The 23,751-nt window shown below is 64.7% G+C and carries 25 protein-coding genes and 2 tRNA genes; 15 read left to right on the plus strand and 12 right to left on the minus strand.

Translation table 11 applies throughout. The features are described 5' to 3' along the window. Position 1: 1 nt before the first annotated feature. The 3 genes from NL126_RS09530 to NL126_RS09540 all read left to right on the plus strand — a co-directional run bounded on the left by NL126_RS09530 (position 2) and on the right by NL126_RS09540 (position 3,037). Complete coding sequence (locus tag NL126_RS09530) at positions 2-619, plus strand: protein-L-isoaspartate(D-aspartate) O-methyltransferase (RefSeq protein WP_255198688.1); 618 nt, start codon at positions 2-4, stop codon at positions 617-619. A gap of 64 nt (positions 620-683) precedes the next feature. After that, positions 684-1,841 (plus strand): poly-gamma-glutamate biosynthesis protein PgsC/CapC, encoded by a 1,158-nt coding sequence (locus tag NL126_RS09535; RefSeq protein ID WP_255198689.1) that lies wholly within the window; start codon positions 684-686, stop codon positions 1,839-1,841. Next, positions 1,838-3,037, plus strand: a complete 1,200-nt coding sequence (locus tag NL126_RS09540) for a Mur ligase family protein (RefSeq protein WP_255198690.1) — start codon at positions 1,838-1,840, stop codon at positions 3,035-3,037. The genes NL126_RS09535 and NL126_RS09540 overlap by 4 nt, the downstream gene beginning before the upstream one ends. On the opposite strand, the gene NL126_RS09545 is transcribed toward NL126_RS09540, so the two are convergent. Both NL126_RS09545 and NL126_RS09550 read right to left on the minus strand, forming a co-directional pair. After that, complete coding sequence (locus tag NL126_RS09545) at positions 3,038-3,985, minus strand: poly-gamma-glutamate hydrolase family protein (RefSeq protein WP_255198691.1); 948 nt, start codon at positions 3,983-3,985, stop codon at positions 3,038-3,040. Positions 3,986-4,039: 54 nt separating this feature from the next. Then, complete coding sequence (locus tag NL126_RS09550; RefSeq protein WP_255198692.1) at positions 4,040-4,678, minus strand: DUF309 domain-containing protein; 639 nt, start codon at positions 4,676-4,678, stop codon at positions 4,040-4,042. Positions 4,679-4,748: 70 nt separating this feature from the next. Between NL126_RS09550 and NL126_RS09555 the strand changes: the two genes are divergently transcribed. Further along, on the plus strand, positions 4,749-5,213 hold the full coding sequence (locus NL126_RS09555) for a MaoC family dehydratase (RefSeq protein ID WP_255198693.1): 465 nt from the start codon (positions 4,749-4,751) through the stop codon (positions 5,211-5,213). Between the two features lie 92 nt (positions 5,214-5,305). Here the strand turns inward: NL126_RS09555 and NL126_RS09560 are convergent, their stop codons facing one another. Together NL126_RS09560 and NL126_RS09565 are read right to left on the minus strand one after the other, a co-directional pair. Beyond that, the gene (locus NL126_RS09560) at positions 5,306-5,527 is read right to left on the minus strand and encodes a hypothetical protein (protein WP_255198694.1); all 222 of its coding nucleotides are present in this window, start codon (positions 5,525-5,527) and stop codon (positions 5,306-5,308) included. Positions 5,528-5,902: 375 nt separating this feature from the next. Further along, a tRNA-Arg gene (locus tag NL126_RS09565) sits at positions 5,903-5,975 on the minus strand. A gap of 186 nt (positions 5,976-6,161) precedes the next feature. Between NL126_RS09565 and NL126_RS09570 the strand changes: the two genes are divergently transcribed. Continuing rightward, positions 6,162-7,583 (plus strand): single-stranded DNA binding protein, encoded by a 1,422-nt coding sequence (locus tag NL126_RS09570; RefSeq protein ID WP_255198831.1) that lies wholly within the window; start codon positions 6,162-6,164, stop codon positions 7,581-7,583. 273 nt (positions 7,584-7,856) lie between these two features. Continuing rightward, complete coding sequence (locus tag NL126_RS09575) at positions 7,857-8,144, plus strand: hypothetical protein (protein ID WP_255198695.1); 288 nt, start codon at positions 7,857-7,859, stop codon at positions 8,142-8,144. Between the two features lie 341 nt (positions 8,145-8,485). On the opposite strand, the gene NL126_RS09580 is transcribed toward NL126_RS09575, so the two are convergent. Continuing rightward, complete coding sequence (locus NL126_RS09580) at positions 8,486-9,724, minus strand: MFS transporter (protein WP_255198696.1); 1,239 nt, start codon at positions 9,722-9,724, stop codon at positions 8,486-8,488. Between the two features lie 258 nt (positions 9,725-9,982). Between NL126_RS09580 and NL126_RS09585 the strand changes: the two genes are divergently transcribed. The 6 genes from NL126_RS09585 to NL126_RS09615 all read left to right on the plus strand — a co-directional run bounded on the left by NL126_RS09585 (position 9,983) and on the right by NL126_RS09615 (position 17,260). Continuing rightward, on the plus strand, positions 9,983-12,862 hold the full coding sequence (locus NL126_RS09585) for a bacterio-opsin activator domain-containing protein (protein WP_255198697.1): 2,880 nt from the start codon (positions 9,983-9,985) through the stop codon (positions 12,860-12,862). A 111-nt stretch (positions 12,863-12,973) separates the two neighbouring features. After that, positions 12,974-13,117 carry a rubrerythrin-like domain-containing protein gene (locus NL126_RS09590; RefSeq protein ID WP_255198698.1) on the plus strand — a complete coding sequence of 48 codons (144 nt, stop codon included), beginning with the start codon at positions 12,974-12,976 and terminating at the stop codon, positions 13,115-13,117. Between the two features lie 2 nt (positions 13,118-13,119). Next, a complete protein-coding gene (gene gdhB, locus NL126_RS09595; protein ID WP_255198699.1) occupies positions 13,120-14,418 on the plus strand; it encodes a glutamate dehydrogenase GdhB in 1,299 nt (432 codons plus the stop codon). Continuing rightward, positions 14,336-15,361, plus strand: coding sequence for a sensor histidine kinase (locus NL126_RS09600; protein WP_255198700.1), 1,026 nt, complete (start codon positions 14,336-14,338; stop codon positions 15,359-15,361). Before gdhB ends, NL126_RS09600 begins: the two co-directional genes overlap by 83 nt. Positions 15,362-15,815: 454 nt before the next feature. Beyond that, a complete protein-coding gene (locus NL126_RS21970) occupies positions 15,816-16,259 on the plus strand; it encodes a histone (protein WP_286670844.1) in 444 nt (147 codons plus the stop codon). Then, complete coding sequence (locus NL126_RS09615) at positions 16,256-17,260, plus strand: histone deacetylase family protein (RefSeq protein WP_255198701.1); 1,005 nt, start codon at positions 16,256-16,258, stop codon at positions 17,258-17,260. The genes NL126_RS21970 and NL126_RS09615 overlap by 4 nt, the downstream gene beginning before the upstream one ends. 19 nt (positions 17,261-17,279) lie before the next feature. On the opposite strand, the gene cca is transcribed toward NL126_RS09615, so the two are convergent. The 6 genes from cca to NL126_RS09645 all read right to left on the minus strand — a co-directional run bounded on the left by cca (position 17,280) and on the right by NL126_RS09645 (position 21,962). Next, positions 17,280-18,629: a CCA tRNA nucleotidyltransferase gene (gene cca, locus NL126_RS09620; RefSeq protein ID WP_255198702.1), complete on the minus strand. Its 1,350-nt coding sequence runs from the start codon at positions 18,627-18,629 to the stop codon at positions 17,280-17,282. Between the two features lie 54 nt (positions 18,630-18,683). Further along, positions 18,684-19,271, minus strand: a complete 588-nt coding sequence (locus NL126_RS09625; RefSeq protein WP_255198703.1) for a DUF1641 domain-containing protein — start codon at positions 19,269-19,271, stop codon at positions 18,684-18,686. 84 nt (positions 19,272-19,355) lie between these two features. Next, on the minus strand, positions 19,356-20,072 hold the full coding sequence (locus NL126_RS09630; RefSeq protein WP_255198704.1) for a helical membrane plugin domain-containing protein: 717 nt from the start codon (positions 20,070-20,072) through the stop codon (positions 19,356-19,358). A 10-nt stretch (positions 20,073-20,082) separates the two neighbouring features. Next, a complete protein-coding gene (locus NL126_RS09635; RefSeq protein ID WP_255198705.1) occupies positions 20,083-21,231 on the minus strand; it encodes an NAD(P)/FAD-dependent oxidoreductase in 1,149 nt (382 codons plus the stop codon). Between the two features lie 34 nt (positions 21,232-21,265). Next, complete coding sequence (locus NL126_RS09640; protein WP_255198706.1) at positions 21,266-21,514, minus strand: sulfurtransferase TusA family protein; 249 nt, start codon at positions 21,512-21,514, stop codon at positions 21,266-21,268. Positions 21,515-21,563: 49 nt separating this feature from the next. Continuing rightward, entirely contained in the window at positions 21,564-21,962 is a 399-nt protein-coding gene (locus NL126_RS09645; RefSeq protein ID WP_255198707.1) for a DsrE family protein, read from the minus strand. A gap of 272 nt (positions 21,963-22,234) precedes the next feature. Between NL126_RS09645 and NL126_RS09650 the strand changes: the two genes are divergently transcribed. From NL126_RS09650 to NL126_RS09660, 3 genes are all read left to right on the plus strand, one after another. Further along, positions 22,235-22,307: transfer RNA gene (locus tag NL126_RS09650), tRNA-Asn, on the plus strand. A gap of 99 nt (positions 22,308-22,406) precedes the next feature. Then, on the plus strand, positions 22,407-22,844 hold the full coding sequence (locus NL126_RS09655; RefSeq protein WP_255198708.1) for a universal stress protein: 438 nt from the start codon (positions 22,407-22,409) through the stop codon (positions 22,842-22,844). Between the two features lie 219 nt (positions 22,845-23,063). Further along, the gene (locus NL126_RS09660; protein WP_255198709.1) at positions 23,064-23,246 is read left to right on the plus strand and encodes a hypothetical protein; all 183 of its coding nucleotides are present in this window, start codon (positions 23,064-23,066) and stop codon (positions 23,244-23,246) included. Between the two features lie 174 nt (positions 23,247-23,420). Here the strand turns inward: NL126_RS09660 and NL126_RS09665 are convergent, their stop codons facing one another. Further along, positions 23,421-23,669: a DUF8028 family protein gene (locus NL126_RS09665; RefSeq protein WP_255198710.1), complete on the minus strand. Its 249-nt coding sequence runs from the start codon at positions 23,667-23,669 to the stop codon at positions 23,421-23,423. Positions 23,670-23,751 lie beyond the last annotated feature (82 nt).

Genomic DNA, 23,751 nt, shown 5'->3' on the forward strand with positions numbered 1-23,751 from the left:
CATGGACACCGCCGCGGCCCGCGACCGCATGGTCGACGATCTCGTCGACAGGGGCCGCATCAGCGACGAGCGGGTCGCCGCCGCACTCAGGAACGTTCCGCGCCACGAGTTCGTCCCCGGTGTGAGCGTGCGGGAGGCGTACGCCGACCGACCGCTCGAAATCGGCGAGGGGCAGACCATCTCCGCGCCGCACATGGTCGCCATCATGGCCGAGTTGCTCGACGTTTCCCCAGCGGACCGCGTCCTCGAAATCGGGACGGGCTGTGGCTACCACGCAGCGGTGACGAGCGAACTCGCCGGACAGGTCTACTCCGTCGAGTACCACGAGCGTCTCGCCGAGACGGCGCGCGAGCGATTCGACCGACTCGGCTACGACGTTCGCGTTCGGGCGGGCGACGGCCGCGAGGGCTGGCACGAACACGCCCCGTACGACGCCTGTTATCTCACCTGTGCCGCGAGCGAGGTGCCCGACGCGCTGTTCGAACAGGTGCGAGAGGGGGGCCGCCTGCTCGCACCCGTCGGCGACCGCTCACAGACGCTCTACCTGTACGACCACGACGGCGACGACTGGCACCGCACGAACCACGGTGGGGTGCGGTTCGTGCCGTTGCTGGGCTGACGTCCTCCCCTTTATCCCTCCACCGTTCGTCGCCTTTCACGTTCAGATGCTTGTTGCGACGTTGGTGGCGACTCTGGGTTTCTTCGGTGTCGCCGCCATCACTCAACTGAAAGGTCTTCGAATCGGGGGGACGGTTGTGATTCCGACGCTCGCGGTGTATTCGCTCAAGGAGTTCGTCGCGCTCCCGGTGTTCCTCGTGAGCACCGTGGTCGCGTACGTCATCCTCCGGTCGGTGAAGCGGCGGACGCTCGTGTACGGCCGCGACGAGTTCGTCGTCGCGCTGGTCGTGGGGTCGATACTCCCGCTCGCTGCGTATCTTGGACTCCGTGTGCTGTTTCCCGACCAGATTCAGCCGAACTCGGTGCTGTTCGTCGGCAGCATCCTCCCCGGCCTCGCCGCGTTCAACGTCCAGCAGACGAAACCCGAGTACCGACGGCAGGACCTCGTGTACGCCACGGGACTGTTCGTCGGCATCGTGCTGCTGGGTGCGTTGCTCGTCGACCCGTGGGTCGCCCGGCGTGTCGGCGACCTGACGCCGCTGGTACTGTTCAGCCGCACGTCGGACATCGCGCTCCTGCGCGACGCCGTCGTCACGGGGCGGCTGGCTCCGCAGATCGGGGCGCGTATGGTGGTCGTCGCCCTGCTCGGCGTCGGGTTCGTACTCGCGGAACTCGTCAGGCGACAGTTCGGTATCCGAATCGGCATCGTCTCGCTGGCGCTGCTCGCGCTGTTCGGCCTGACGAGTCGGTGGCTGCTGGTCCTCTTCGCGTTCTCTCTGGTCGCGGCGCTCGCGGCGACGTGGCTGGTCCACCACACCACCCTGCTGTACGGCCGGGTGCTCATCTCGCTGGCCTGTGGCATCGGGGTGCTCGTCGCACTCGCGCTCACACTGGTTCTCCCCATCGAGCGGGGGTTCTCCGCGCTGTTCGTCGGGGTCCTCGCGGGCGTCGACGCGTACGCAGCCCACGCGACTCCGCCCGTGGAGCGCCGCCAGCAGTTCCTGCTTGCGGTGGCCGTGTTCGCCATCATGCTCGTGTGCGTCCGGCTCGTCATCACACCGTTCGAAGCTGGGGTCCTCCAGACGTTCGGCGTCGTCGAGGTGGGGGTCGCCGCGCTCGTCGTGGTCGTCTGCCTTCTCATCGCCAGGCGCTGGCGGACCACGTCGCCGAGCGACGAGGCGGTGCTGTCGGCCTCGGTACTCTCGGAAGGTGACGGCGCGTGAGCCTGCTTGACCGCGGCCTCACCTACGGCGGGCAGCGACTCGGGAGCTACGACCTGCTCGACCGCCCCCGGGCGTTCCTCAACCGGGGATCGCGACACCGCGAGCACCTCGACAGCGCCCATCTCCGCATCGGCGTCTCCGGCATCAGGGGGAAGTCGTCGACCGCGAAGCTCCTCGGACAGGTGTTCACCGAGCGCGGCTACGACACGTACACCAAAATCACCGGCGACCACCCGACCTCGTTCCACAACGGCGTCCAGAGTCCCATTCAGCGGAAGGGGCCACGCGTGACGCTGTACGAGAACCTCAACCTCGTCCGCGAGTTCCTCCCACAACTCGCCCGAACCGCCCCCGAGGACGTCGTCATCATGGAGAATCAGGCCATCACCGAGTACACGATGCGGGTGGTCAACGAGCAGTACCTCCGGCCGAACGTCCTCGTGTTCTGTAACGTCCGACAGGACCACAACGACACGCTCGGAAAGCGCCGACAGACCATCGCCCGGTCGTTCGCCCGGTCGGTCCCCAACGGCTGTCACGTCATCAGCGGCGAGCAGCACCCGGTCATCCACGACTACCTTCGCCGGGAGATCGAGAAACGTGGCGCCACCATCGAGCAGGTCGAGATACCGGACGAACACACCGACTTCGTCGGGGCGGAGACGGTCCACGCGATCGACCACGTCCTCGAGTACGCCGACGAGCCACCCCTCCCCGAAGAGCGCATCCGGTCGCTGCTCGAGGGTATCCAGCCCGAGTGGACGCATCTGCCCGAGGGCCGCGTGTTCAACGCGGCGAAGGTGAACGAGATCGAGAGCACCGAACTGTTCCGGCGACTGCTCGCCGGCACCGGTGACGACGCCGAACTCGTCGTCCCGTTCGTCTTCCTCCGGGCCGACCGGCGGGGCCGCACCGCCTCGTTCGTCGAGTACGTCAATCTGCTCGCCGACCGCGAACTCATCGACCGGGTCCACGTCGGCGGCGCGTACACCGGTGTGTTCGCCCGGAACGTCGACGTGCCGGCGACCCAGCACGACACCGACACGCGCTCGGCGAGCGACGTGCTCGACGACCTGCTCGCGGAGGGACAGCCCGTGATGTTCATGGCGAACACCGTCCACCCGTTCATGCGGCACCTCGTCTCGGAGGTCGAGCGACGAGCCGCTGGTGGGACGGTCGAACTCCCACCGTACTGACTACGCCGACGCGAGCACGTCGGTCACCGCGTCCGCGATGGCCGTTCCGTACGTCGTCCGGGCAGTCCGGCTCTGTTCGAGTTGGATTCCCTGCCCTCCGGACAGCCAGTTCACCAGATTGTCGGGGTTGGTGCCCCCGTACGCCGGAGCCGTGACCAGAAACACCGGTTCGTCGTCGACGACCGCGGCGACGGCGTCGCGGACCGCTGCGAGCACGGACTCGGGGGCTGTTCCGCCGATGCCGACGCCGTCGTTCGACCAGCCATGGAACGCGACGGCGTAGCGGAACCCGCCGTCGGCGACGCTCGCGAGTGCCGGGAACGACGCGGGGTGGATCGCCGTCGAGGTGACGTGCCACCGGTCGTACGCACCACCGCCGGGCGACCAGCCGGCGCAGTACCACGCCGTGGCTCCGAGCCGGTCCGCGACCCGGCGTGCCTGCAGGTCGGTGCCGTACTCGATGTAGCCGCCGTGCGGCGCACACGCGACGACGTCACCCCCACCGACGAGCCGCTCGACGAACTCCCCCTCGCGTTCGGCCGTCGCGAGGTCGTACGTCGGGTGGATGACCTGCGGGTCGAGGGTCGCCCGGAACCGCTTGCCGCCGACACCGAGCCGCCGTGCGCCCGCCCGGGAGACGACGACCGTGCGCTCGTCGGTGTGCTCGACCGTGTAGACGGCACAGGTTCCGTCGACCCACAGCCGGAGCTGGTGGCCGACGGCCACGCCGACTGCCGACCGGACCGCCGCCGGGAGGCCGCAGTGCGCGGCGCTCGACACCGAGTCGGCGACGGTCACGCTCGCGCTGTCGCCGCCGTCACTCCCGCCAGTCTCGCCACCGTTCCCCTTGCCGCTCCCGGGCTTCGCGAGTGCCGCCGTCGGCAGTGTGCCCGCAGCCACGAGGGCACCGGTCGTCTGGAGGACTGTCCGCCTGCTCGTCGAATTCATGCCACGTACAGGTCACGTGAAGATATATCCCTCGCGCCCAGTTCGACGCTCGAATCAGTCGAACAGCCCCGCCACGTCGCTCTCCTTTGCCTGCCGGCGGTCGACGTGCTGTTCGAGCCGCTGGACGATAATCGGGCGCCGATCGCTCGTCAGGAAGTCGAGGACGAGCGTGACGAACGGACTGCTCACCTGTTCGTCTGCGAGGTCGGCGAGCGCGTACTCGGCGCCCTGCTCGAGCAGTTCCTCGTCGTATCCCATCGCCTCGGCCACGAGCGGGGCGGCGATGGCGACCGCCGGGTACTCGAGGTCGACAAGTCCGACCGCCTCTCCCCCAAGTGTGAGTTCGAGCACCGGTTCGCGCTCGACCAGTTCGGGGTCACGTTCGAGCCGCGCCAGCCAGTCGCGAACCGTGCCGACGTTCACGCCTTCGTAGTCGCTCGGGAGGGCCGCGAGATAGCCCTGTGCGCTCGCGGCGAGGCCGGTCGCACCTTCCCAGTTCCGGGCATAGGCGTGGTGCGCCGCGGCCGTGAACTGGATGAGCCCCTGCAGGAAGTCCTTCTCGGCGCCCGCGTCGAGGTCGAGCCACCGCGCCTCCCACGCGTCGTGCGCGGCGTGGTAGAAGCCGGCGTTGTGGACCGCGATGCCGGCTCGGAGGGCGTCGTCGAGGCCCGACGTCTCGTCCACGGTGTCCATACCATCCGTAGTGAGGCAGCCGGCTAAAGCCCGGCGAACGTTTATCGTCGGCCCGTACGCCCCTCCGACGATGCCCGAGGAGTACTTCGAGGACCTGGAGATCGGCGATACGCGTGAATTCGGCAGCTACGAGGTGACGAAACCGGAGGTCCTGGAGTTCGCCGAGCAGTACGATCCCCAGCCGTTCCACGTCGACGAGGCGGCGGCCGAGCAGTCGATGTTCGGCGGGCTCATCGCCTCCGGCTGGCACACCGCGTCGATGACGATGCGCATGCTCGTCGACAACGTGATGGCCGAGTCGAAGGCGACGGGCGCGGTCGGCGTGGACGACCTCCGGTGGAGCCAGCCGGTTCGCCCAGGTGACACGCTCACCGTCGAGACCGAGGTGCTCGACAAGGAGCCGAACTACATGCCCGGAATCGGGCTCGTGCGCTCGGGAGCGACGGTGTACGCCGACGGCACGCAGGTCATGTCGTTCGTCGGCCTCGTCCTCTATCAGATGCGAGAGCCCGAGCAGCGCGAGAGCGCCGATTGAGCGAGCGGGAGCGACCGCAGGGAGCGACTCACGAGCACCGCGGGAACGAGTGAAGCGCGTCCCAGAACAGTCGAAGGGCAGTCGTGCGACCGTCAGTCCCGCACGACGAGGAAGTAGTAGACGGCGAACACGATGATGAATCCGAGAAGGTTGAGCAGGAGGGAAGCGAGCCCCATGATGGCTGCCCAGAGCGTCGCGTTGACGCCCGGCCGCTTCTCGGCGTCTCTGTAGGTGAAGTACGCGACGACGAGCGCGACGATGATGTTGAACAGCACCAGTTCGGGGCCGCCCGGGATGCCCAGTTGTAACAGCATGGTCGGCGCTTCGTCCGGCGATGTAATGAGGCTGTGGGGGTTCGTTTGACGCGCCTCGGTTGGGGTACGTCCGGTCCGACATGGTTCAACCGTGGCCGCTCCGCTCACTCCCTGCCGACAACTCCGCGTGGACCCTTGGGAAGGATGACGACTCGCGCCGCTCATCGTGTGGTCCTGAACAGAACCGTCCTGACGGAGGTCACGCGAACGGACGTGAGCGTGACCACGTCAGGTCGTGAACGAAGTGAACGTCCTGACGGAGATTTGAACACGGTCGCAGCGGAGCTGCTCCCTGCGCAAATCTCTGCGACGTTCGTCGCTCGCAGGCTGCGAGCACACGCTACGCGGTGCTCGCTTCGTTGCTCGCGACAGAAACGTCCTGACGGAGATTTGAACTCCGGTCCCTGGCTCCGCAAGCCAGGAGGATAGTCCACTACCCTATCAGGACTCAACTATCCGTATCCCGGTTGCGGGTAAAGGGGTTACGGTTCGACCCCCGCCGAGGGTTCAAGTAGCATACCGACACACCCCATCGCATGACGACGACCGAGCCGAACCAGAAACCGACGGACAGCGGGACTGCCCACGAGCAACGACAATACTTAATCGGGGCGCAGCCATGCCACCTGTAGGAATGGGCGCTATCGAGGATATCTACGAGGATCTGGAGGCGGACGTGGAGCTCGAGGAGTTCCGCGAGGCCGTCGAGGCCAAGGTCGAACAGATGGGGGGACTCGCGGACGAGGAGACGGCGGCGATGCTCATCGCGCACGACCTCACCGAGGGCGAAGTCGAGGGCATCGCGGACATCGAAGCCGGCATGGACGAGGTGAAGTTCGTCGGCAAGGTGCTGTCCGTCGGCGACGTGCGCACCTTCGAGCGCGACGGCGAGGACGAGGACGGGAAGGTCGTCAACATCGAGGTCGCAGACGAGACGGGGCGCGTCCGGGTCGCCCTCTGGGACGAGGACGCCGACGCCGCCGAACAGCAACTCGAGGTCGGGCAGGTGCTCCGCATCGGCGGCCGTCCGAAGGAGGGGTACAACGGCCTCGAAGTCTCTGCCGACCGCGTCGAGGGCGACGACGAGACCGACATCGACGTGCAGGTGGGCGAGACCGCCACCGTCGAGGCGCTGTCGCTCGGGCAGTCGGACGTGAACCTCGTCGGGCGCGTGCTCGGCACCGACGAGATTCGGACGTTCTCGCGCGACGACGGCTCCGAGGGGAAAGTCGCGAACCTCACGCTCGGCGACGAGACAGGGCGCGTGCGCGTCACGCTCTGGGACGAGCAGGCCGACCGCGCCGACGAGTTGGCAGAGGGCGTCTCCGTCGAGGTCGTCGACGGCTACGTTCGCGAACGCGACGGCTCGCTCGAACTCCACGTCGGCTCGCGCGGCGCGGTCGAGGAGATCGACGAGGACGTGACGTACGTTCCCGAGACCACGGACATCGGGAGCGTCGAAATCGGCCAGACGGTCGACATCGCGGGCGTCGTGCGCTCGGCGGACCCCAAGCGCACCTTCGACCGCGACGATGGCTCCGAGGGGCAGGTCCGGAACATCCGCGTGCAGGACTCGACGGGCGACATCCGTGTGGCGCTGTGGGGCGACAAGGCTGACAAGGACCTCGGCCCCGGCGACGAGGTGCTGTGTGCCGACGTCGAGATTCAGGACGGCTGGCAGGACGACCTCGAAGCCTCCGCGGGCTGGCGCTCCACCATCTCCGTGCTCGACGACGGTGCGACGGCCACCACGGGCGACGTGGACGCCGGCAGCGACGGGGACGACGGGGGCACGAGCGAGCAGGGCCTCGGCGCGTTCGCCGACGGCAACTCACCGTCCACCTCCTCGAACGGCACCGACACCGCGGAGGAGTCAGCGGCGGGCGAGACGACGGAGTTCACCGGCACCGTGGTCCAGACGGGCGACCCCGTCATGCTGGACGACGGCGAGCAGGCCGTCACGGTCGTCACGAGCGCGAACGTCCAGCTCGGCGAGGAGGTCACCGTACGCGGGAAAATGAAGGACGACCGGCTGGAGGCCGACGAGGTCTTCTAACGCAGCTTTTGCGCGAAGTGACTCTCACACGCCTCCGGCGCGTCCGGGCCCCCGAAAAAACTAGTGCCCCCGGCACACCCGTGAGAAAGCTGCAGCGCACGGCATCGAGAACGTCTCGTTTCGCCACGGGTCGTTCCGCGACCCGAACGTTGCGGAATCGGTGGATGTCGTCGTTGCCAGCTACGCGCTGTATATGGCCTACGATGAAGCAGCCCTTCAAGCAGCCACAACTGACAAGGAGAGTTCGTCGGAAACCCGACCATGAACTGGGGTATGGTAGTCTTCGGCCTCGTGTTCTTTGGTGTGGGGACCTACCAGCGCCTGAACGTCGAGACGACGGTCAAATCCGACCTGCGCCGCCACGACGTGCGGCCTTCCTACCCGGTCGACGCGTCCGAGTATCCGAGGACGTTTCGTCGGCACCTGCGAGCAGCGATGACGTTTATGGGGCTCGGCGTCGCCCCGGTCGGGTGGGGAGTACTCGGCTGGGGCGGCGATAGCCTTGCCGTGGTGCTGTTTTGCGGCGGCGTGCTCGGAATCGCCTGGTCGAAGCTGGCGTAGGCAGCCATCGACTGCTCCTGATACGCGTCGCAGTGATGCAAGCGACGACCCTTCGACAGCTGGTGTCTACTCCTCTGTATCGAACGCTGTGTAATGGAGAACGTCGACTATGATAGATGGAAACATTTCACAGCTTCCTCGGCGAGTTGGCCGGTATCGTGTGTGGCGAAGTCGTCACGGCAAGTTCTATCAGGTTCAGACGATGTCCCAGGAGTCGTGCTGCATACAGGGCGCGAGTCGGGCACCAGTGGGTGGCCGAAAACGAGCCGACTGAATCGTTCGATACAGAGAGTGTATGTAACACGCCTATCCTATCTCCTTTCGAAATTTTGAGCCTGTAACTACGAGTAGCCGGGCTCTGGTGCCCGCCATGCGGCCGCGATTCCGAAAACCGCGATAAATCCAGCGAGTAAAAATGCCGAATCGAACCCAGCCAGATTGATGACAACACCGCCTACAATGGGTGCAAGAAACGCTCCCGCCAGCCCAACACTCGTCTGGAACGCGACGGCTGTCGCAGCTACCTGAGAATCGACGACCTCTCGAGCGTACGTGAACAACACGCCCAGCGTGAGCTGAACCGCAAACCCGGTGAGAAGTAGGAGCGCAACGAGCAGTGGAAGAGATCGAAACCGAGTGAATACGAGAACTAGTGGAGCAGCAACTCCGAAGGAACCGAGGACGATGGGTTGGCGGCGACCACGGAAGACTCGGTCAGAAAGGAGTCCACTACTGATTCTGGAGACTACACCAATCGCGGGGAACACTGCCACCAAGAGTCCGCTTACTGCGAGTGACAGTCCAAGTTCGGTCGTGAGATACGACGCACCCCAGCTATTCACGAACAGGTATAACGAATAGCTGAGAAACCCGAGCAACCCGACTGACCACACCTTTCGGTTCCGAAGAACCGCGCCGAACTCCTGAACAGAGGGTGGGTCTCCACTGCTCGACCCGAGACCGCGACTGGTGGGCCAGAACAAGGCAAGCCCGACGACTGTGAGGCTCGTGAACGCGACAAAGATTGCGGGCCACTCGAATCGATGCGCAATCAGTGGCCCGGTTCCCTGCCCGAGTGCAAATCCAACAGGGCCACTTGCGGTGAAGACGCCGACAGCAGTTGCCCGATTTTCGCTAGTCGATGCCCGGCTCACGATATCGATGCCGGCGTTCCAGACAACGACGTAGGCTACCCCACCGAGTGCCCGTGATGCAATCACTGACCGGTAGTCCCCTCGCGTCCCAGCGGTCCATCCCCAAATCCCTGCAACAACGAGTGTGAGAACTGCAAGGGCCATCGCAGTTCTGGAATTTGTTCGGTCGAGCACCGCTCCAGTTGGGAGGCTTGCGAACACTGCGGTGCCGAACATGATTCCGACGAGGAAGCCTGCGATCGTCGGGCCGATACCCAACGAGTCACGAATAACCGGGGTGACACTCGCTGGGACGATCTCATAGGCAGCCAACCCTGTCGAGATGAGACTCGCTCCAGCTACAACCAGCCATCTCGACGGATGCGTGTGTCGCGGTTCGTTACTGACTGGCTCTTGGGGATCGGTGGTGCTAGGTCGGGGAGGCATTACTTGGAAGTGTGGTCGGACAGTGGGGTGTGGAAATCGGGGAGTGACAGGACACTGTGCGAGTCCCGAATATCGTGTTTCCCTTTTACGCATCGACCCCCATTCCTCTGTGGGTTAGATAACAAACCTCTTTGGTCACGCAGAGTTTGGTGATTAACCATCCATGTACGCGCATTCCAACCCATGGCAGCAGCGGACCTGGGGGAGAGTTCGAATCGGTGCCGAGAGAGGCGTCCACTGTACCACCATGGCCGAATAATGGCTCATTCCTCTCCCGTACTCGATTTGTCGACGGTGTTGCTCGTGGGAACCGATGACTGGCTCACGCGATTTGCCGCGGCGCTTGAGGCACGGACTGGCGCGACGGTGCAGACGGTTGGGAGCAAAGTGGAAGCGCTCGAAATCGTTCGAGAGCGAACCACAGATTGTCTCATCAGCGAGTATGCACTCGACGGGGCGACCGGACTCGAACTCCTCAGAGAAATCCGGACAGAGACCACGGTGCTTCCAGTGCTACTCTGTACCGCCGACGGGAGCGAAACGATCGCTAGCGAGGCAATTGAAGCCGGCGTCACCGATTACATCGCACTCACGAACCCGGCTGAACAGATGATCGACCAACTCACCGAGCGAGTTGAGCAGGCGATCCGAACCGCACAGCGGTCGAACACGCAGCGAGAGCGGGCCAGACAGTTTGACGCGATATTCAACGATTCACGGACTGCGACGTGGGTCCTTGCCACGGATGGCTCACTTGAGCGCGTGAATGAGACTGCCAGAGAGATGGTCGATGCAGATATCGAGACGATCGTTGGTGAACCCTTCTGGACGCTTCCGTGGTGGACAGACCCCGATACAACGAACACGGACGTACAACAAATCGTGGAGAAAGCACTCGGTGGGAGATTCAGCAACGTGGTCGTCACACAGCCATCACACATCGCGGAACCACGCGTCATCGATCTCTCCGTGCGCCCAGTCGAGAATGATCGCGGTGACATCGTTTCGATCATCGTTGAGGGCGTCGACATCACTGAGCGCGTCACTCTCGAACGTGACCTCCGTCAATCAGAGGAACTCCATCGAGTTACACTCAACAACATGACCGACACCGTCCTCATCACGAACGAAGACGGTGAGTACATCTACGTCTGCCCCAACGTTCACTTCATATTCGGCTACACGGCCGACGAAATTCACGAGCGAGAGACGATCGACGATCTCCTGGGTGCAGATCTATTCGACCGCGACGAGCTCACAGCTGAGGGCGTGCTAAAGAACATCGAGACGACCGCGACGGACAAGGCAGGTCGTGAGCACACGCTCCTAGTCAACGTTCGCGAGGTCTCGATTCAGGACGGGACGCTTCTCTTCAGCTGTCGAGATATCACGAAACGCAAGCAACGTGAGGAGGCGCTCACGACACTCCAAGAGACCGCCCGTGATTTCCTGTACGCCGAAACCCATCAGGAGATAGCCCAACACGTCGTTGACGATACACCGGGTGTTCTCGATCTGGAGGCGAGTGCTGTCTATCTCTTCGATGGCGACTCTAACGACCTACGACCCGTGGCCCGCTCGGCAACGATGAGAGAACTCAACGGACCGCTCCCCACGGTCCACGCCGACGGGGAACAGCTCCTGAGTTATAGCTTCGTCGAGGACGAAGCGCTGTTCTTTGATGACATCCACGAGGCAGACCGTCTCGAAAACCGGGCGACAGATCTTCGCAGTGCAGCGTATATTCCACTCGGCAACCACGGTGTATTCATCGCTGGCTCGAACCAGGTCGGTGTCTTCGATGGTGTAACCCGAGAACTAGCCGATCTCCTCGCTGCAACCGCTGAAGCTGCCCTCGATCGAGTCACGAGGGAGTCCCGTCTCCGTGAACAGGATCGCACGCTTCAGGCACAAAACGAGCGGCTCACCGCGCTGAATCGTATCAACGAGACGATCCGGGAAATCGATCAAGCTCTCGTGCAAGCTGAGACGAGTGAGGAAATCGATTACACGGTCTGTGAACTGTTGACCGCCGATGACCGGTTCCGGTTTGCTTGGATTGGAGCAGTCGACATGACGACCAACGCCGTCGAGCCACGAGCCTGGGCCGGAAGCGAACGGGGGTACTTGGACAGCCAAGTGTTCGCTATCGATACGTCCGGTGTAGAGCCGGCCGGCCAGACCGCGGCTACCGGCGATGTAACGATGGTGATGAACGTCGCCGCCGGACTCCGCGAGGATCCGTGGCGGAAGGAGGCACTCGCTCGTGACTACCTCTCTGTATTGAGTATCCCCCTCGTCTACAATGATCTCGTGTACGGGGTGTTGACTGTCTACGCACCGGCCCAAGACGCGTTCGACGACATGACGAAGGCTGTATTAGGTGAACTCGGCGAAACCATCGCTTCTGCTCTCAGTGCGATCGAGCGGAAGAATGCGCTGCTCACGACGTCCATGACGCGTGTCGAATTTGCCATCGACGATTCGGCGTTCGTCCTCACACGGCTCGCTAAAGACGCGGGGTGCACACTCTCGTATCAGGGCGGGGTCCAGCAGTCCACAGAGGGAAGCTACGTGTTCGTGACCGTCGACGACGGGGCAGTAACTGAGGTCGCAGACGCGGCCTCACAGTTGGTCGGCGTCGACGAGGTGCAACAGATTAGCGCGGGTAGTGAGGGGGGTGTTTTACGCCTTCGGCTCACGCAGCCGTACCTCGCCATGGAGCTGGCCGACCACGGTGCCGTCTTCCGCAAGGCAACTGCCGACCCAACGTCCACAACACTCGTCATCGACATTCCAGATAGTATCGACGTCCGGACGATTACGCAGCTCGTCCGGGAGACGTTCGCCACTGCCGAACTCCGTTCGAAGCAGACGCTGGATCAGTCGATTGAACACGACTTGTACTCGAAGTTCCTCAAGAAGTTGACTGAGCGGCAACTTGAGGTGATCCAGACGGCATACTACAGCGGTTTCTTTGAATCGCCACGCGAAAGCACCGGCGAGGACGTTGCGGAGACACTCGGGATCTCCCCGCCGGCGTTCTATAAACACGCCCGGATCGTCCAACGCAAACTGTTTGAAACGCTCTTCGAGGAGAACAACTTCTCAATCCCGGGGAGTGGTGAGGTTCAATAACCAACCCACATCGTTAGAGATGGTTTGGTTGTTAACCGTCTGCTATTCGCTGATTCACTTGTTAGACTGCATAGAGTGCCCTGCATTCCATGCTGGCACTCGTGACCCACTATGAGAGATGTCGACCCCGAACCCGACGGAGAGACTCCATACGAGTGCTTCAATTGTGGCACCATCATCATCGCAGAGAACAGCCCTGGCCAGTGTCCCGATTGTAGTGGATCGATGCGAAATCGGCTGGTCCCACTGGAATAACCATGGCAGCCCAAACTGACCCCCTCCGTGACGAATCTGGTGATGTCGTGGAGCCGTCCGAATCGGAATCGGCGCTCGAAACGGCTCGCCGGCAGCTGTATCAAGCTGCCAATCACCTGGATATCGACCCGAGTATCGTCGAACGGCTCAAATATCCGAAGAAGGTCCACGAAGTAACGGTCCCAATCAAGCGAGACGATGGTACGGTTGAGGTGTTCACAGCCTACCGAGCCCAGCACGATAGTGTCAGGGGTCCATTCAAAGGCGGGCTTCGGTACCACCCTGACGTAACCCGAGACGAATGTGTCGGCCTCGGTATGTGGATGACCTGGAAATGTGCCGTTATGGATCTGCCTTTCGGTGGGGCCAAGGGTGGCATTGCCGTCAACCCGAAGGGACTCAGTTCGGCCGAAAATGAACGACTCACTCGCCGGTTCGCACAAGAAATACGCGATGTCATCGGCCCCAACCAGGATATCCCTGCCCCCGATATGGGGACGGATCCCCAGACGATGGCGTGGCTGATGGATGCCTACTCGATGCAGGAAGGCGAGACAACACCGGGTGTCGTCACCGGCAAGCCGCCGGTGGTCGGTGGTAGTGAAGGCCGTGAAGAAGCCCCTGGACGGAGCGTTGCGATCGTCACGAAGTTGGCATGTGAGTACTACGACCGCAAGCTCAAGGAGACGACGGTTGCAGTTCAAGGGTACGGGAGCGTTGGGGCGAATGCGGCCCGCTTGCTCGACAAGTGGGGAGCGACCGTTGTCGCAGTCAGCGACGTGAATGGGGCGATGTACGAACCAGAAGGTGTCGACACGACCGCAGTCCCGTCACACGACGAAAAGCCGGAAGCCGTTACTGAATACGCTGACACCGTCATATCGAACGTCGAGTTGCTCACGCTCGATGTTGATGTGCTCATCCCAGCAGCACTGGGGAACGTGATCACCAAGGAAAATGCAAAGACGGTTGCAGCGGATTTCGTCGTCGAAGGTGCGAATGGCCCAACGACCTCGACAGCCGATTCTATTCTTGCAGAGCGAGGTGTCGTAGTGATTCCGGATATTCTCGCCAACGCTGGTGGAGTCACGGTAAGCTATTTCGAGTGGCTCCAAGACATCAATCGACGAGCATGGTCGATCGAACGGGTGAACGACGAGCTCGAAGCGGAGATGCACGCTGCCTGGGATGCGGTTCAATCAGAATTCGAGCAACGCGATGTCACTTGGCGTGGCGCAGCCTATATCGTTGCTTTGTCCCGCATCGCCGAGGCGCACGAAGCGCGAGGATTGTGGCCGTAGTCAGGTACCGCGCTTCTCCGCGACGTTTCGTGACGGGGAGAGTATCGCGTGGCGAGTGTTCAAGGATGGGACCGCGACAGCGATCGATGATATCCAGACTGATGCAGATATCTACAACCCGGAGTCAGCGATCCGCAGCGAGTTGTACCTCCCGCTGGGTGAGTACGGCATCTTGATGGCCGGGTCACCGACCCCCTCGGAGTTCGATTCACAGGACGTAACCATCGGTGAACTGCTTGCTGCCCACCTTACCACTGCACTCTCTCAGGTCAACACCGAACAGGCGTTACGTGAGCGAGAAGCGGAGTTAGAAGCCCAAAACGAACGGCTTGAACAGTTCGCCAGTATGGTCTCACACGATCTACACAACCCGTTATCAATTGCGGTGGGGAATCTCGACATATCTCGGGAAACCGGTGATGACTCACACCTCGAAATGATCGACACGTCACTTACTCGCATTCAGGAGCTCATCACCGATCTCACCGCCCTCGCACGTTACGGCATCCCCGACGAAAACCACGAACCAGTGTCGGTGTCTGAGGTAGCCCGCGACGCGTGGGAGTTGATCGATACGCGGTCAGCAACTCTGTCAACGACCCCATGTACAGTAACCGGAGCTGCAAGCCAGCTCACGACCCTCTTCGAGAACCTGTTCCGGAACGCGATTGGTCACGGCGGCACGGATGTGATTATCCGGGTTGGTCCGCTTGAGAACGGTTTCTACGTCGAAGATACCGGTGACGGTATTCCCCCCGAAGAACGTGACAGCGTGTTCGATCACGGCTACACGACAGGCTACAGCGGGAGCTGTATTGGACTCACAATCGTTTCCCGCATCGCCCAAGCTCACGACTGGGCCATCACTCTCACAGACAGCACGGAAGGGGGCGCACGATTTGAATTCCGGACCAGGTGTTCGACTGAAACAACCGATCGCTGAAATAGCACCACTGGACGTTACTCTACAGGCGCTCTCGAAACTCTATTCTTCAGATACGGTCTCGTGCGAAACAGTTGGTTAGTGGGCAGTTTTCAGCGAACGGCTGATTCAGAGATCATTTGGAGAACATAACGCAGTCCCCGTGCTGACTACAGCCTCTGTATCTCGCACGACGCTTCTGACAGACATTCGCCAGAACATATCTCGACGTGATAATTCGGGCCTCTGTATCGACCACAGCATCCGCGAGGCCCGGAGGGCCGAGCGGTTCACCGGACGCGAACGCAGTGAGCGTCCGGGACCACGAGCTGACTAACGCGAGCCTCCGGCTCGTGGCGGGAAGCCTGCGGTGTCGTTTTGATCCCGTTTTTGCCCGAGCGAGGTGCGGCTTTGCCGCGCCGAGCGAGGTGCAAAAAGGTGGGGTATTAAGACCGTCTCGCCCTGTCGGCATTGTATGAGCGTCGAGCTACCGTTCGCCCCGGTAGACACAGTCATCCGTCGGAACGCGGGGAACCTCCGCGTGAGCGCGGGCGCAGCCGAGGAACTGGCCCGTCGCATTCAGGAGCGAGGGGCTGCCCTCGCCGTCGAGGCGGCCGAGCGGGCGACGGCGGAGGGGAGAAAGACTCTGATGGCCCAGGACTTCGGCGTGGAGCCGGGCGACAAGGACGAACTCGAACTCCCCATCGCGCCGGTCGACCGCATCGCCCGGCTCGACATCGACGACCGGTATCGCGTCTCGATGGACGCGCGTGTGGCGCTGGCGCGACGGCTCGAATCGTACGCCGACACCGTCGCCTCGGCGGCGGCCATCCTCGCGCACCACGCCGACCGCCGGACCGTGAAGGCAGAGGACGTAGAAACCTACTTCGAGCTGGCCCCGTACTACGAACAGGAATGAGGTTCGGCTACCGCGACGTCTGTCTCCGCCACGACACCGGCCCCCGGCACCCGGAGACGTCAGACCGGCTGCGCGCCATCCGTCGCGGGCTCTCGAAGGAGCACGGCGTCTCGTATCAGGAGGGCGAGCCGGCGACTCGCGAGCAGATCGAGGCCGTCCACGACGTCGACTACGTCGCGGAGGTCGAGTCGTTCTGTGCAAAGGGTGGGGGGACGTGGGACGCCGACACCGTCGCCGTCGGGGCGACGTGGGACGCGGCGCTCGCCGCCGCCGGGCTGGCGACGTGGGCCGGCGAGGCGGCGCTCGACGGCTCGCAGGGCCGGGAGACGCCGTTCGCCATCGGACGACCGCCGGGCCACCACGCCGAGTACGCCGACGCGATGGGCTTCTGCTTCTTCAACAACGCCGGCGTCGCCGCCCAGGCCGCGCTCGACCGCGGCGACGCAGAGCGGGTCGCCATCGTCGACTGGGACGTCCACCACGGCAACGGCATCCAGAACATCTTCTACGACCGCGCGGACGTGTTCTACGCCTCCATCCACGAACGCGGGCTGTTCCCGGGGACGGGCAACCTGAAGGAGAAGGGACGCGACGACGGGCTCGGCACGACGCTGAACGTTCCGTATCCAGGGGGGTGTGGCGACCCCGAGTATCTCGCGGCCGTCGACGACCTGCTCGACCCAGCACTCGACCGATTCGACCCCGACCTGCTCATCGTCTCCGCGGGGTTCGACGCCCACCGGAACGACCCCATCTCGCGGATGCGTGTCTCGACCGAGGGGTACGGGCTGCTCGCCCGCCGACTCACCGAAGTCGCCGAGGACTCCGGCGCGCCGATTGCGTTCGTGCTCGAAGGCGGGTACGGACTCGACGCGCTCGCCGACTCGATTCGGATGGTGAATCAGGTGTTCGACGGCTACGAGCCGGCGACGCCCGACGACGGGGCCAACTCACGGGCGCAGAACGTCCTCGACGAACTGCGCGACGTCCACGACCTCTAACTCGCGTCCACCGTCCGCGTCAGGGAACCGGGTCGAAGTACGCCGCCAGCTCCCGACCGAACTCGTCGGCCAGTTCCGCCACCTCTTCGCCCGTGAGCACCTCGTAGCCCTCTTCGAGCGCCGACTCCACGTGCGGGCCGAGCGCGACATCGAACAGCGCGTCGCTCGCGGCGAACGCCTCGGGCGTGCGGAACTCCCGCTCTCGCTCGACGGCGTAGCGGTCGCCGTCCAGGAACGGGCCGTAGGCGTCGGTGTCTCGATAGGCCTCGTAGAACCCTTCGGCGTGCTCGCGGACGCCGACCGGCGGCCCGCCGTGGCGCTCGATTGCGGGGAGTTCGGCGACCGAACACTCCACGAACAGCACCGCGGTCTCGTTCGCCACGCGCAGCGAGCGGAGGGGCGCGAACCCGCGGCGGTCGAGCTCGCCCGCCAGCCCGCCGAGCGACTTGTCGAGCTGTGGGTAGAGCTGGTCCTCGACGACGTCGGGGGCGTCGAACCGCACCGCGACCGGGTGGGTGCCCCGCGCCCGGAGGTGCTCGCGAACGTCCTCAGCGTCGAGCGGGTCGAGCGTCCGGGGCTCGAACAGCGCCTCGCGGGGGTCCGCGAGCAGGTCGCGCGCGTAGTGGACGAGCCGTGCGAAGTTCCGTTCGGAGAGGGCGGCCGCGACGTTCCGCTCGGGGTCCGTCGGGTCGACGACGACGAGCGCGTCGTCGAACGATTTCCGGCCGTGGGACTCGGGGTCGAAGACGACGGGAGGCTGCCAGTCGGCAGCGGCCTCGACGAGCTCCCGGAAGCCGCCGTGTTCGAGCACCAGCAGTTCGGTCAGGTAGCCCGCGAACCCCTGTGTGCGGAGGTCGGAGCCGTACGCACCGACGGCTTTCAGGAACGCCTTCGCCACCCGGACCTCGTCGGCGAGGTCGTCGTCGAGTCGCGCTTCGAGGTAGGCGGTGTGGAACGGCGTCCGGTCGACCGCCGACTGGATGTCGTTGGCGGTCGCGACGTCGTAACAGGGGACGAGGTCCACGTCGAACCCCTCGAACGAGCCCTTCACGTACGGGTGTTCGGCGAACTCCTCGTGGCCCTCGGGGAGGACGGTGTGGCCCACCTCCAGCCCGTACGCTTCGAGCTTCTCCCGGGGGAGGTCGGCGGGGAAGCGGACGAACAGGTCGATGTCGCGGTCGCCGGCCAGCCACGTCCCTCTCGCCGTCGAGCCGACGAGCAACACGTCGGCGTCGACTGCGAGGTCGGCGACGGCGGCTTCGGCTCGCTCCCGGAGGGTCGCGGCGACCGCGTCGAGCCGCGCGCGCTCTGCGTCGTCCGGGACGACTCGTGCCCGGACGGCGTCGACGACGGCCGCGAACTCACTCATATCCGGGGTTGGCCGAGCGGTCGTGAAAACGTGTCGATGCGCGGAGTTCGACGGCTACACCGTGTCGTCGTCCTGCTGCTCCCCGATTTCACGAGCGAGCGCCACCAGATAGGAGAGTCCCTGCTGGACCTCCTCGTCACGGAGCGACTGCAGGAGCCCCAGCGTCCCCAGCTCTGTCTCCTCCTCGCCTGCCGCCTCGACCGCTCGCAGCAGCCGCCCCACGTCGCCGGCGACCTCGGGGTCGCTCGCCAGCGCTACCGCGTCGTCGCCGACGGCGTCCTCGACCTCCCGGAGTGTCTCGCCGGTGGCGGCGAGCTCGTCGAGCGTCCCGTCGCGCTCCAGTCGCGAGAGCGTCCGGAGCGCACGTTCGAGGTCGGCCGGGTTCGTGCCGATCGCGGTGGCGAGCGTCCCGGCCGACCCCCCGTTTCCATCCCCACCGAGCAGCGCAGAACTCGTCTCCGCGAGGCCGTTGACGAGGGTGTCGTCTATCGCCGAGGTGGCGAGCGACGTGGTGTCGAGGACGGCGTTCGCCCGGTCCAGCCGCTCGACGAAGTCGATGACTGCCCCCGGCTTCTCCTCGATGGCCCGGTCGAGCGCCGCCCGGGCCGCCTCCGGGGTCGCGCCCCGCCTGTCGTCTGGCATGGATACCTCTCCTTTTGGAGGCCTCTATGGTAAGTTCCGTGACTCGTCGGCTCTCGGGGCAAGCCATCGAAAAAGCGCCGACGGTCAGCGGTCGGTCGTCTCGTCGCCGGGCTCGTGGCCGAGTCCGCGCGCCAGCGCGACGAGGAACCCCATCCCACGGCGAACCTCCTCGTCCCGGAGCGCCCGGACCAGTCCCACCGCGCCGAGCGGCTCGGCTCCCTCGCGCTCGGCCGCCCCCACGGCCGAGAGCGCCCGCTGCAGCCCGCGTGCCGTCTCGGGCTCGGCTGCGGTGTCGACCACCTCTCCCAGCCGGCTGCCCGTGCGCGCGAGCGACTGGACCATCTCGTCGTCGAGCGCCGCCGTCGCGAGCGTCAGTCCGTCGGCGAGCTGGGCCAGCTCGTCGAGCGTCCCCGTCTGTTGGAGGCGGACGAGCGTCCCGAGCGCCGCGTCGAGGTCCGCCGCGTTCTCGCCGAGCGAGCCAGCGAGCTGGACCGTCTCGGGCGTCGCGAGCCCGTCTGCAGATTCGGCCAGCAGCGACGACGTCTCGGCGAGTTCCATCACCATCCGGTCGTCGAGCGCCGCCGTCGCGAGCGACGTGGTGTCGAGCAAGTCGTTGACCAGCCCGAGTCGCTCGACGAACGCGACGACCTCCTCCGGGTTGTCGGCGATGGCTGCTTCGAGCGCCTGCCGTGCCGCCTCGGCGTCGGCCGTCTCCGTCGGTGGCTCCACCGTCTCGGTCTCCTCGGCCGACTGCTCGGCCGATTCATCGACCTGCATCTCTTCGGATGTCTGCTCTCCCATCTCAGTCACCTCAGAGGAGCCCCCGGGCGGTCAGCCAGTAGGACTCGTTGTACGCGAGCTTCCCCCAGTGGAGGAGCGTCGACGGCTCGCGGACGACGGGCTCGTCGCCGTAGGCGAACTCGACGAACGTGGCCTCGTCCATCCCGCTCTCGATGAAGCAGACGGTCTTGCCGTCGAACGTCGCGGTGGGGAGCTGTCCCCGGACCGTGGCGGCCAGTCGGTCGGCGACGACGCCCGCCTCGTAGTGGGCGACGCTGCCGGCTTTCGAGGTCGGGACGTCGGCCACGTCACCGATGGCGTAGACGTTCTCGGCGTCTTTGGCTTCGAGCGTGTGCTTGTCGACGGCGACCCAGCCGTCGTCACCGAGGCCCGCCTCGCGGATCATGTCGTTGCCCGCGTGCGGCGGGATGGCGACGAGCAGGTCGTAGTCGAGCTCCGTGCCCTCGAGGGTGTGAATGGTCCTGTTCTCGGGGTCGACTTCGTCGGCGTTGAAGAACGTCTCCAGCCGGATGTCGCGCTCGGCGAACTCCTCGGTCGCCCACTCCGCGATGGACTTGATGCCGTGCGCGCGCTGGATGGGGTAGGTGTACGTGATGTCGATGTCGTCGCGCAGGCCACGCTCCCGGAACCACGCGTCGGCCATCAGCACGAACTCGACGGGTGCGGCCGGACACATGTGCGGGACGCCGACGACCGAGAGCACGAGGTGGCCCTCGGTGAACTCGGCGAGCGCGTCGCGCAGCGCCTCGGCGCCCTCGGGGCCGTAGAAGTGGTGGCCCCCCTCGACGAGTCCCGGTACCTCGTCGGGGACGAGCTGGGCGCCCATCGCGAGCACGAGGTGGTCGTAGTCGAGTCTTCGGAGGTCGCCGTCGAGGTCGAGGTGCTTCGCGTCGGTGTCGATGCCGGTGACGCGGTCGATGCGGAGGTCGACGCGGGAGGTGTCGACGAGGTCAGCGACGGGGCGGCGGGCCTCGGCGAGCGTCTTCTTGCCGAACGCGACGTAGAGGAACGCCGGCTTGTACGTCTGTTCGGGCGTGTCGGTGACGAGCGTCACGCGGACGTCGCCCGCGTCGATCTCGGCTGCGAGGTCGTCGGTGAGGCGGTTGGCGAGCACGGTGCCGCCGGTGCCGCCGCCGACGATGACGATGTTCTCTGTCATGGTGTGGGATGGAAACCGGTGGTCAGCGGGCGATTCAGGCCGTGGTCTCGACGAAGACGGACCAGTAGCCCTCGTCGCCGTGTTCGACGACACCGAGCAGCTCGTGGCCGGCCTTGTCGACCCACTCGGAGACGTCGTGGCTGGAGGAGCTGTCGGTGGTCTGCAGCTCGAAGACGGTGCCCGGGTCGGCCTTGCGGACCTTGCCGATGAGGTCCATCAGGGGACCGGGGCAGGTCGCGCCGCGGGAGTCAACGGTTACGTCGGGGGTGATGTCGGTGGTCATTGTCGTGTGGGATGGGTGTCGTTGTGGTGTGGTCGGATGCGGTACGAGGTCAGACGAACATGACCTGTTTGTCGGCGGCGTGGCGGAGGAAGCCGGAGACGCCGAGGACGTCGTCGAAGACGTCGTCGTAGTCCTCCAGGGTCTTCCCGAGCGCGTCCATCGACAGCTCGCAGGCGTAGACGTGGATGGGGCCGAGTTCCTTCGCGCGGGCGAGGTTCTCGTTGAACAGCGCCATGTCCATGTGCTCGGCGGTCATCATCGCCTGCCCCACGGGGCCGATCTCGAAGTCCATGTTCGCGATGGTCTCGCGGTCGAACGCTTCGAGACCGTCCATCGTGGCGAACACGTCCACCGGTATCTCGGAGGCCGCCGCGATGGCCGCGATGTTGCCGACTGCCTGGAGCCGTTCGAGCTTGCCGGACGCCAGTACGATTGCGTATCCATTCATTGGCTGTTCACGACTGAAGGGAGGGATGGAGTGAGGATAGTATTGCAAGATAATTCCAAGATTGTGGGAATCGGAGGGTTGGATAGCACGCATCTCGGCTGCCTCGACTGTTTGATGGGCTATGGGGTTTCACAGTATGTACTGTTCTGTAGGTCGCTACTTGTGTCTCGCTTCAGTGCCGTGGGCGCGCCGTGGTCGAACCCTGTGAACGCCTGTCGCGCCGCGAATCGAAGCGAAATCCATAAGAGGCAAATCGGATTATGTGGAGATAAGCCGCCTTAGCTCAGTTGGTAGAGCACCTCGCTGTTAACGAGGTGGTCCCAGGTTCGAGCCCTGGAGGTGGCGCTTCTCGACTCACCCGCGTCCCCACCAGCGACTGCGCCCAGTCTCAGTTTCCGGGGACCGAGCTACATCGCTATAGTGACACGTCGCGTACGGTCCCGCATGTACCGAGACGTTCTCGTTCCGACCGACGGTAGCGACGCGGCCGAAGCTGCGGTCGAGCACGCCATCGACCACGCGGTGCGCTACGATGCGGCGCTGCACGTCGTGCACGTCGTCGACCCGGTAACGCTCCCGCCCTCACCCAACGGCGGACGGATTCTCGAAACCCTCGAACGACAGGGCCGTGCCGCCATCGAGCGCGTCGCCCAGCAAGCGGAGAACGCCGAGGTCCGGACGATCGAGAGCGCCGTCGTCAGCGGCCCACCGCACACGGGTATCCTCGAGTACATCGACGAACACGACATCGACCTCGTGGTGATGGGCACGCACGGCCGTCGTGGGCTCGACCGGTTCCTGCTCGGGAGCGTCACCGAGCGGGTCGTCCGACTGACCGACGTCCCCGTGCTCGTTGTCCACCCGAACCCGCCGTCGGAGTGAGACACGGCCGTTCAGGGGGTCATCACCACGAGGGCAGCGGTCGAGCGCGACGTTTCGATGCCCTTGCCAGAATCCCTTTTATCAACTCCTGGTTCTACACGGGTGGATGCGCCACGCAACCAGCACCGCGCTGTCCGCTGTCACCGCAGACGGGCAGAAGCAGACCGACTTCGACCAGCCAACCGACCAGCCGCTCCGCTCGACGACGGAGGTGGCCCGATGACGATGAACACCGGCCGCACGTCCCAGCCGTGGGAACGGACCGACCGCCACCCGCAGCTCCCCGGGCAGAATCTCTGCCACTTCGAGCTGACCGGCGGTGATGACATCTGTATGTACGACGAGGACAACCCCGAGGCGTACATCATCGGTGACAGCGTTGAGGTCGGTACGAGACGGTAGCGGCCTCCAGACTGCTCCCGCCCGCTCCCGCGCTCGGCCACCATCGAGTGCTCCCTTTTCCGTTCGCGATCTACGCTTCGAGAGCGGCCGCTCTCTGGCGGTTCTTCTCGCGGAGTGGATGCGGGAGGAGGATGGAGGGCGTGGAGCCGGACGGGGGCCGTCGGGATCGGGAACTCAGGCAGGGCGCTTGTGGCTGTGGCCGAGGACCATGGCCACGATGTTCACGAGGAGCAGGGCGCCGAACGCGAGCGGGCGCGTGCTCAGGACACCGCCTGCGAGCAGGGGCACGTACGACAGCGGGAGGAGGGTGCCGACCCAGAAGGCGACGAAGCTGACGAACGTCCCGAGGGCGTCAGCGAGGCTGTCGAGCGGCGAGGCGACGTCGGAGAGCGGGAGGGTGCTCGGTGATTCGGACGTGGACATGGTGTGTGGCTCCACCCATCCGTACGCCCCCTGACCCCATATAATGGAAATATCGTTGGCACGATTTCGGGTCGATTCACCG

It is taken from the genome of Halorarius litoreus (assembly GCF_024362405.1).
Taxonomy (GTDB): domain Archaea; phylum Halobacteriota; class Halobacteria; order Halobacteriales; family Haloarculaceae; genus Halorarius; species Halorarius litoreus.